The organism is Acutalibacter sp., assembly GCF_056800975.1.
Genome location: NZ_JBQISV010000086.1, coordinates 1 through 8,962 on the forward strand (window position 1 = coordinate 1; position 8,962 = coordinate 8,962).

Consider the following 8,962-nt stretch of genomic DNA (forward strand, 5'->3'; position numbering starts at 1 on the left):
GATGGACGATGAGCTGGTGAAAATCTACTCCGCCCTCACCTTTGTCCCTGCCGAGGACGTGGACCTGAAGCGGGAAAACGCCAACATCAACGCGGATACCGCTATGGGCACCATGCTCAAATATGGCTCAGAGGGGGCCAAAAGCTTTTACGATAAGTACGTCATCCCCCCCCATCTTGCCCAGGCCGACGAGGAGGGGGACATCCATATTCACGACAAGGACTTCTACACCCTCACCGAGACCTGCTGCCAGATCGACCTGATCCGGCTGTTCAAAAACGGCTTCTCTACCGGCCACGGCTACCTGCGGGAGCCCAAGGACATTCGCAGCTACGCGGCCCTGGCCTGCATTGCCATTCAGGCCAACCAGAACGAGATGCACGGAGGCCAGAGCGTCCCCAATTTCGACTACGCCATGGCCCAGGGCGTGGACAAAACCTACCACAAGGAATACTTCAAGGCCCTCACCCAGTTCTTCCAGCTGATGAAGCTGATGCCCCACGGCCAGGCCGAGGCCATGGTAGACGCTGCCCGGGTGGCGCTGCACACCCGTGTCACCATGAAAAACACAGACGCCTATGGGGAACGCTTTGCCGGCTTCCTCCCCCAGCACCAGCGGGAGCACGGCTTTCAGGAGGTGACCTGGGAGGAGGCCTGCGACGCCGCCGCCTATGCCAAAGAGACTGCCTGGCGGGAGACCGACCGGGCCACCTATCAAGCCATGGAGGCCCTGGTGCATAACCTGAACACCATGAACTCCCGGGCCGGGGCCCAGGTGCCCTTCTCCTCCCTCAACTACGGCACAGACACCAGCGAGCAGGGCCGCATGGTCATCCGCAACCTGCTGCTGGCCACTGAGGCCGGTCTGGGCGACGGGGAGACTCCCATCTTCCCGGTACAGATCTTCAAGGTAAAGGAAGGGGTCAACTACAACGAGGAGGACCCCAACTATGACCTGTTCAAGCTGGCCATGCGGGTGTCCGCCAAGCGGCTGTTTCCCAATTTCAGCTTTATCGACGCCCCCTTCAACCTGCAATACTATAAGGCCGGCGACTATGACACAGAGATTGCCTACATGGGCTGCCGCACCCGGGTCATGGGCAATGTCCACGACCGCACCCACGAGACCACCTGCGGCCGGGGCAACCTGAGCTTTACCTCCGTCAACCTGCCCCGCATTGGCATTGAGGCCAAGGGAGATGTGAAGAAGTTCTACCAGATTCTGGACCAGCGCATAGACCTGTGCGTGGAGCAGCTGCTCCACCGGTTCAAGATTCAGTGCAGCAAAAAGGCCTACAACTACCCCTTCCTCATGGGTCAGGGGGTGTGGATCGACTCGGAGAAGCTGGACCGGAACGACTCTGTGGCGGAGGTGCTCAAGCACGGCACCCTGTCCGTGGGCTTCATCGGCCTGGCAGAGACCCTGAAGGCCCTTACCGGCAAGCACCATGGAGAGAGTGAGGAGAGCTACCGGCTGGGCCTGGAAATCATCACCTACATGCGCAAGAGGATGGACCAGCTCTCGGCAGAGACCGGGCTGAACTTCACCCTGCTGGCCACCCCGGCAGAGGGCCTCTCCGGCACCTTTACCCGGATTGACAAGAAGAAGTTCGGCATCATCGAAGGGGTCACCGACCGGGACTACTACACCAACTCCTTCCATGTGCCTGTGTACTATCCCATCCCTGCCTTTGAGAAGATTCAGAAAGAGGCCCCCTTCCACGCCCTGACCAATGCCGGGCACATCAGCTATGTGGAGCTGGACGGGGACGTGTGCAAGAATATCGACGCCTTTGAGAGCGTCATCCGCTGCATGAAGGAGGCGGGCGTGGGCTACGGCTCGGTCAATCACCCGGTTGACCGGGACCCTGTTTGTGGGTATAATGGAATTATCGGAGAGACCTGCCCCAGGTGCGGACGCCGGGAGGGAGAGGGCGTGCCCCTGGAAAAGCTGGAAGAGCTGCGGAAAAAGTACCATGACGTACCCGACTATTCCAGCCTGATCAGTTAAAGCGTCAATCGCGGCATAAAATAAAAGAAAAAATATGCGAGCTTTCTTCGCGGTTCAACAGTGAAAACAAACCTGTCAAAAAGAATAACGCCAAGCATTCAACATAAAACACCATCTCAAGGAGGAAATCACCATGTCAAACACATCAAAGAAAAACGCAGGTATCACCGGGGCCGATCAGATCATGGTTGGCGAGGGCCGGGGCTTTGAGCGCATCCGCCGCATCACCGGCTACCTGGTGGGCACCATTGACCGCTGGAACAACGCCAAGCGCGCGGAGGAAAAGGACCGGGTGAAGCACACCATGAGTGATGGAGGCAGTCAGGAGGCCCGGCCATGAACCTGCTGCTGGTAAACGACGACGGCATCTACTCCCCCAGTCTCTATGCGCTGGCAGGTGCCTTCTCCCGCAACCACGCGGTCACGGTAGTGGCCCCAGACGGCAACCGCAGCGCCATTGGCCACGGCATCACCCTGCAGGCCCCCCTGTTCGTCCACCCGGCGGACTACCCCAAGGGAGTAGGCGCCTGGTCCATCTCCGGCACCCCTGCCGACTGTGTGCGTCTGGGCCTGCTGAACCTGGCCCCTGGCTCTGTGGACCTGGTGATCTCCGGCCCCAACCGGGGGGAGAACACAGCCTCAGACCTGCTCTACTCCGGCACCGTGGCCGCAGCCCTGGAAGCCGCCATGATGGGGGTCAAGTCCATTGCTCTTTCCGCGCCGGCAGGGGCTGACGAGCAGAGGCTGGTAGAAAACTTTATCTGCCTGTTCGGCCTGCTGGACCTGGAAAAGGACTTTGACCAGGTGTTGAACATCAACATCCCCGACCTGCCTTTGACAGAGATCAAGGGCCTGCGCTGGGCTGCTCTGGGCGACAGCCGCTGGCAGGGCCCCTATGAGCAGCGGGAAAAGGTTAACGGCCAGCCAGTCTACTATCCCCCCAGCCGCCCCCCCATGCACACCCCTGGCGGGGCTGACGACTGGAACAGCCTGAAGGACGGCTACATCACCCTCACCCCCCTGGGCTACCATTTGGAGCAGCCCATTGAGGGCCGGCGGGCCCTCCCCTGGCAGTGAGGCGGACCCCATGAAGGTGAGAGTAGCGGGCATTGTCCCCGAATCCATTGTGGACGGTCCGGGCATCCGATACGCGGTGTTCGTCCAGGGCTGTCCCCACCGCTGTCCTGGCTGTCACAACCCCGAAACCCACCCCTTTGTGGCTGGCGAAGAGATGGACGCCCAGGACCTGTTCGCGGCATTTCAGCGGGACCCTCTGCTCAAGGGCGTCACCCTCAGCGGGGGCGAGCCCTTTTGCCAGCCTGAGCCCCTGACAGAGCTGGCCCGGCAGGTGCACACTGCGGGGAAGGACGTGGTGGTGTTCACCGGCTACCTGTTTGAAGAGCTGGCCGCGTCCTCTGACCCCACCACCCTTGCCCTGTTGCAGGAGGCCGACCTGCTCATCGACGGCCCCTATTTAGAGGCTCAGCGGGACATAGATCTACGGTTTCGGGGCAGCGCCAATCAGCGGCTGGTAGACGTGAAAAAATCTCTGGCAGCAGGACATGTCGTGCTGTGGCCTGAGGAATAAAAAACGAAAAGCGGAGTGTTGACTTGGTTTCCCTAAGTCAACACTCCGCCTTTTGCCATGTACCGTTAATTTGAACCGCCCCATCTTGCTGCCCGGCTCAAAACAGTATCCTCGCGTTCTCAAATCCCTTTGCTATCAGACATCGGAAGACCTGCCCGCACCACCTGTCACGAGCAGCGACCGGTTTCAGGCAGCGGCCCTACCATCATCCTACGCAAAAAGGCAGCCGGTCCACCGACCGACTGCCCCTTTTATTCTTATGCAATATCTCTGTCAGAAGGGCCGCAGCTTACTTGCAGTTCTCCTTCAGAATCGCCAGCTGCTCCTTAAGGGCGGCAGGCAGCTTGTCGCCAAACTGCTTGTAGAACTCCTCAATGCCCTCGGCCTCCTTGGCCCAGGCAGCCTTATCCACAACCAGAATATCCTTCAGCTGGTCAATGGAGAAGTCCAGGCCCTCCAGGTTGATGTCCTCAGCCTTGGGCACAAAGCCAATAGGAGTCTCCTCCGCGTCCACCTTGCCCTCGCAGCGCTTGATGATCCACTCCACCACGCGGAAGTTGTCGCCAAAGCCGGGCCAGATGAAGTGGCCGTCCGCATCAGTGCGGAACCAGTTCACGTTGAAGATCTTGGGAGCCTTGTCCCCCAGCTTCTCGCCCATCTCAATCCAGTGCTGGAAGTAGTCGCCCATGTGATAGCCGCAGAAGGGCAGCATGGCCATGGGGTCGCGGCGGACCACGCCCACAGCGCCAGCGGCGGCGGCGGTGGTCTCAGAGCCGGTGATGGAGCCTACAAACACACCGGCGTTCCAGTCGCGGGACTGGTAAACCAGGGGCACCGTGTCAGGACGGCGTCCGCCGAAGATGATAGCGGACACAGGCACGCCCTCGCCCTTGTCAAACTCGGGACTGATGCAGGGGCAGTTCTTGGCAGGCGCGGTAAAGCGGCTGTTGGGATGAGCCAGCTTGTTGCCCTGGGCGATGAACTCGGGGCCGTTCACGTCGGCGCCCTTCCACTCCTGAGCGTTGACAGGAGGATTCTTGTCCAGGCTCTCCCACCACACGGTGTTCTCGTCCAGGTTGCGGCCCACGTTGGTAAAGATGGTGCCCTTCTGGGTGGAGATCAGCGCGTTGGGGTTGGATTTCATGTTGGTGCCGGGAGCCACGCCGAAGAAGCCGTTCTCCGGGTTGATGGCGTACAGGCGGCCGTCAGGGCCCTGGCGCATCCAGCTGATGTCATCGCCCACAGTCCAGACCTTATAGCCCTTCTCGCGATAGCCCTCGGGGGGGATCATCATGGCCAGGTTGGTCTTGCCGCAGGCAGAGGGGAAGGCCGCGCACACATACTTGACCTCGCCCTGGGGGTTCTCAATGCCCAGAATGAGCATATGCTCCGCCATCCAGCCCTCGTTCTTGGCCTGATAGGAGGCAATGCGCAGGGCAAAGCACTTCTTACCCAGCAGCACGTTCCCGCCGTAGCCAGAGTTGACGCTGATGATATAGTTATCCTCAGGGAAGTGGCAGATATAACGGTTCTCCTCGTCAATGTCCACCTTGCAGTGCAGGCCCTTCACCCAGTCGGTGCTGTCGCCCAGCACGTCCAGCACGGCCTTGCCGGTGCGGGTCATAATGGACATGTTCAGCACAACATAGATGGAGTCGGTGACCTCAATGCCGATTTTGGCAAGAGGAGAGCCCACAGGGCCCATGGAGTAGGGGATGACATACATGGTGCGGCCCTTATAGCTGCCCCGGGCAATGTCAAACAGCATCTTGTAGGCCTTCTCCGGGTCCATCCAATGGTTGGTGGGGCCCGCATCCTCCTCCTTTTTGGAGCAGATGAAGGTGCGGCCCTCCACCCGGGCCACGTCATTCACAGCAGTACGATGGTAGTAGCAGTCAGGCAGCTTCTCCTGGTTCAGCTTGATCATCTCGCCGGTCTCGCAGGCCTGGCGGCGCAGATCCTCCACCTGCTCCTCCGAGCCGTCGATCCACACCACCTGGTCGGGTGTGACCAGCTCTTTCATTTCTTCCAACCAGCTCAGAACGGTCTTGTTGTTGGTCATGGGTTTGCAAACTCCTTTCAAGAATATAGCAAAGACTCAAAATTTGAGAAAATGGATTCCTGCCATTATTCTAACACAGAACGAGAGAATAATCAATGGGGTTTTCCAAAATCTCTCTGTTCTCCCGCGACTTTTGTAACGCCCCCGCCGGGCAGAGCAAAGGGCTGGCCCAGCCAGGCCAGCCCTTGTGTGCTTATTGATAGGCGTTGCGCAAAAAGGTGACAATCTCTGCCCGGGTGCAGCGCTTGCCAGGGGCAAAGCGGTTGTTTCCCGCGCCGGTGGTAATCTGGTTCTCTACCGCCCAGCTGATGGCCGCATCATAAACAGGATTACCCGTCATGTCGCTGAAGGTGGCGGTGGCATTAGGCTGAGGCTTGCCCGCTGCCGCCCACAGGAAGGTCACCGCCTGAACCCGGGTGCAGGGCATGGCAGCGCCGAATTTACCGCCGCCCATGCCGCTGGTGACGCCCTGCTCCACGGCCCAGCTAATGGCGCTGCGGAAGGCCGGCAGCGAGGGCATGTCAGAAAATTCCGCCGCACCAGCCGGGTCAGGCCTGCCCTCCGCAGCCCAGATAAAGGTCATAATCTCCGCACGGGTGCAGGTGTCATGGGGCTTAAATGTGGTGGTACTGCCCTTGCCGCTGGTGATGTTGTTATGGATAGCCCAGGTTACTGAATCCGCAAACCAGTCTTTGCTCTGCACATCCTCAAACTGCTCTGGCGCGGGCTTTGGGGGTGGCGGCTGGTTTCCAAAGCGCACCTCCACATGGGAAGAAAGGCCACCTTCCTCAATAGCAAATTCCAATGCGGCTGCGCCGCCAATCTCGTTCCACTGCTCCTCTGTGCCAACAAAATAGAATTCCTCCACGTTGTCGCTCAACCATTCAAACACGATTAACCCTATTTCTGTTATGGTGTTAGGTATCGTAATATGCGTTACATTTGTGCATCCATAAAATAAAGAACCGCCTTCCAGTACGGTCAGTCCACTAGGGAGCGTGAGACTGGTCAGATTTGTGGAATCAAACGCATAGCCGCCAATGCTTGTAACGCCATCCGGTATCACAAGCTCTTCCAGGCTTGTGCAATTCTGAAATGCATAGCCGCCTATGGATTTTACCCCATCCGGCAAAATTAACCTGGTCAGGCTGGAGCACCCCAGAAATGCCCCCATGCGAATCTTGGTTACACCGTCCGGGATGGAAATGGCTGTGATTTTATCACAAATCTGGAATGCAGCCTCCTCAATGATTTCCACACCCTCCGGTATCTTGAATTCCCCCTCTTTCCCGTTTGGACAGCACACAATCATTTTCATATCCTTTGTATAAAGAACACCGTCAATATCCAAATAGTTAGAGTTTCTTGAATCCACTTGAATACTTTGGAGATTGGCGCATTGCCTGAAAGGATTCTTTTTGATTTCCTGCACAGTGGGAGGAATATGTACGCTGGTCAAGCTGTCACAACAAGAAAATGCATCCTCTCCAATTTTTTCAAGCTTACTGGGAAGTGTTATATCACCTAAGCTGGGACACTCTGCAATAGCCGAATTTTTAATAAAAGTTACGGTTTCCGGTAGTGAGACCTCTTTAAGCGCTTCCAAATTGCAAAAAGCCAACTCACCAACCGTGGTAATTCCCGGCTCAATCACAACCGAAACAACGTCTGCGGCATAAGCTCTCCACGGGGGATATTCAGGATAGCCGTAGTCCGCCATAGGCCCTGTGCCAAAGATGCGCAGTTCTTTCTTGTCGCTGTCCAGTTCCCAGTGCGCGTCTTCTCCACACTCCCCTGTGTACACTTTTGCGCTTGCCGTTACCCCCATGGGCACAAGCCCGCAAAGCAGGCACAAGGCCAGCAGCAATGATAGTACTCGTCTTTTCATCAACATTCCCTCCTATTTCCCACCAAAAGCCGCGCCATAATTGTGCTCTCTGCAAGCTTTTGGTGTGGTATTGTTCAAATCATACCACAAAATTTACCAAAACGCAAGAGATACAGCCAAGATACCTGCATATTCTTCTGATATTTTTCTACCCACCGCCCCCCGCACCCCCCGCCCGCACCCCGCATAACCTGGAATGTCCCCCTGCTATGGGGGCGTCACCCCCGAAAGGAGGCGTGTTATGCCTATCCGCATTTTCGTCGACCAGGGTCACAACCCCCAGGGCGTCAACGCCGGCGCCGAGGGCAACGGCCTGCGGGAGCAGGACGTCACCTATAATGTGGGGGTCATTCTGGGCCAGCTGCTCCAGAACGACCCCCGTTTTGCCGTCCGCCTCTCCCGCAATTCCCCCAACCAGGTGCTGGGCACCAGCAATGCCACCAGCCTGCGGGCCAGGGTCAACATGGCCAACAGCTGGCCTGCCAACTACTTTATCAGCATCCACTGCAACGCCAACCCCAACCCGGCCATCAACGGCAGCGAGGTCTATGTCTACCAGCAGGGCACCCAGGCCTATTGGCTGGCCCAGCACATTCTCAACGGCGTCACCCAACAAACCGGCACCCGGGACAACGGCGTGCGCATTAACCCCTCTCTTTATGTGCTGCGCCGCACCGCCATGCCCGCCGTGCTGGTGGAGCTGGGCTACCTCACCAATGCCTCTGACGCGGAAAAGCTCCGCAGCGACCAACGGGGCTTTGCCCAGGGCATCTACAACGGGCTGCTCAGCTACTTTGGCTTTGCCCCCCTTAGCTAAAAAACAGGAAAGCCGCCTGCGCCATCCAAAGCGCCGGGGCTTTCCTGCTTTTTATATATGGGAGTGACGAAAACTTATAAGCGGTTTAGCCTTAGCTCATGGCCCAAAACATGGCCTGCGCCTTTCCCTCTGTCACCTGGAACACGTCTGCTCTCTCCTGCATAAAGCGCTCAAAATGGACGCTCTGCCGGCGGCTCACAGCCTGGTCCTTTTCTCTGGCCCATCTCTTCCCGTTAAACTTTTTCATGCTGACAGCTCCCTTCCGTTTCTTCTTATCACAATATGATTGCTGGTTTTTCCCGGTTTATTCCGGCTCTGTCTGACTTTTACAGGTTCTGCATGGCCCAGAACGCCGCCTGCGCCTTTCCCTCTGTCACCTGAAACACATCCGCCCGCTCCTGCATGAATCGCTCATAATTGGCCTGCTGGCGGAGGATTCTGCTCTCACCGTTGCCTCTCTCCCTACGCTTCGTCTGCTTGAAAGTATATCCCATCATTGTGAATTACCCCTTTCCAATTTATGAATTCTTCATGAAAATTTCTGTCAACCCAACGCCCAGAACATAGCCTGCGCTTTTCCCTCTGTCACCTGAAAC

At 57.6% G+C, this 8,962-nt stretch carries 9 protein-coding genes; 5 read left to right on the plus strand and 4 right to left on the minus strand.

The window, feature by feature from the left end; translation table 11 throughout:
• The 4 genes from ACTO5E_RS08850 to nrdG all read left to right on the plus strand — a co-directional run.
• Nucleotides 1-2,011 (plus strand): anaerobic ribonucleoside triphosphate reductase (locus ACTO5E_RS08850; RefSeq protein ID WP_482303054.1); only part of this gene is annotated, 2,011 nt, incomplete at its 5' end.
• A gap of 133 nt (nt 2,012-2,144) precedes the next feature.
• Nucleotides 2,145-2,351, plus strand: a complete 207-nt coding sequence (gene nrdD / locus ACTO5E_RS08855) for an anaerobic ribonucleoside-triphosphate reductase (protein ID WP_482303055.1) — start codon at nt 2,145-2,147, stop codon at nt 2,349-2,351.
• A complete protein-coding gene (gene surE / locus ACTO5E_RS08860) occupies nt 2,348-3,088 on the plus strand; it encodes a 5'/3'-nucleotidase SurE (protein ID WP_482303056.1) in 741 nt (246 codons plus the stop codon). The genes nrdD and surE overlap by 4 nt, the downstream gene beginning before the upstream one ends.
• A gap of 10 nt (nt 3,089-3,098) precedes the next feature.
• Nucleotides 3,099-3,599, plus strand: a complete 501-nt coding sequence (nrdG, locus tag ACTO5E_RS08865) for an anaerobic ribonucleoside-triphosphate reductase activating protein (RefSeq protein ID WP_482303057.1) — start codon at nt 3,099-3,101, stop codon at nt 3,597-3,599.
• Between the two features lie 289 nt (nt 3,600-3,888).
• Here nrdG and ACTO5E_RS08870 read toward each other — a convergent pair whose 3' ends face one another.
• Complete coding sequence (locus ACTO5E_RS08870) at nt 3,889-5,661, minus strand: phosphoenolpyruvate carboxykinase (GTP) (RefSeq protein ID WP_482303058.1); 1,773 nt, start codon at nt 5,659-5,661, stop codon at nt 3,889-3,891.
• Nucleotides 5,662-5,854: 193 nt separating this feature from the next.
• Entirely contained in the window at nt 5,855-7,549 is a 1,695-nt protein-coding gene (locus ACTO5E_RS08875; protein ID WP_482303059.1) for a leucine-rich repeat protein, read from the minus strand.
• 241 nt (nt 7,550-7,790) lie between these two features.
• Between ACTO5E_RS08875 and ACTO5E_RS08880 the strand changes: the two genes are divergently transcribed.
• Nucleotides 7,791-8,366: an N-acetylmuramoyl-L-alanine amidase family protein gene (locus tag ACTO5E_RS08880; RefSeq protein WP_482303060.1), complete on the plus strand. Its 576-nt coding sequence runs from the start codon at nt 7,791-7,793 to the stop codon at nt 8,364-8,366.
• A gap of 91 nt (nt 8,367-8,457) precedes the next feature.
• Here the strand turns inward: ACTO5E_RS08880 and ACTO5E_RS08885 are convergent, their stop codons facing one another.
• Complete coding sequence (locus ACTO5E_RS08885; RefSeq protein WP_482303061.1) at nt 8,458-8,613, minus strand: hypothetical protein; 156 nt, start codon at nt 8,611-8,613, stop codon at nt 8,458-8,460.
• A 79-nt stretch (nt 8,614-8,692) separates the two neighbouring features.
• Nucleotides 8,693-8,863 carry a hypothetical protein gene (locus ACTO5E_RS08890; RefSeq protein WP_482303062.1) on the minus strand — a complete coding sequence of 57 codons (171 nt, stop codon included), beginning with the start codon at nt 8,861-8,863 and terminating at the stop codon, nt 8,693-8,695.
• Nucleotides 8,864-8,962: the final 99 nt, after the last annotated feature.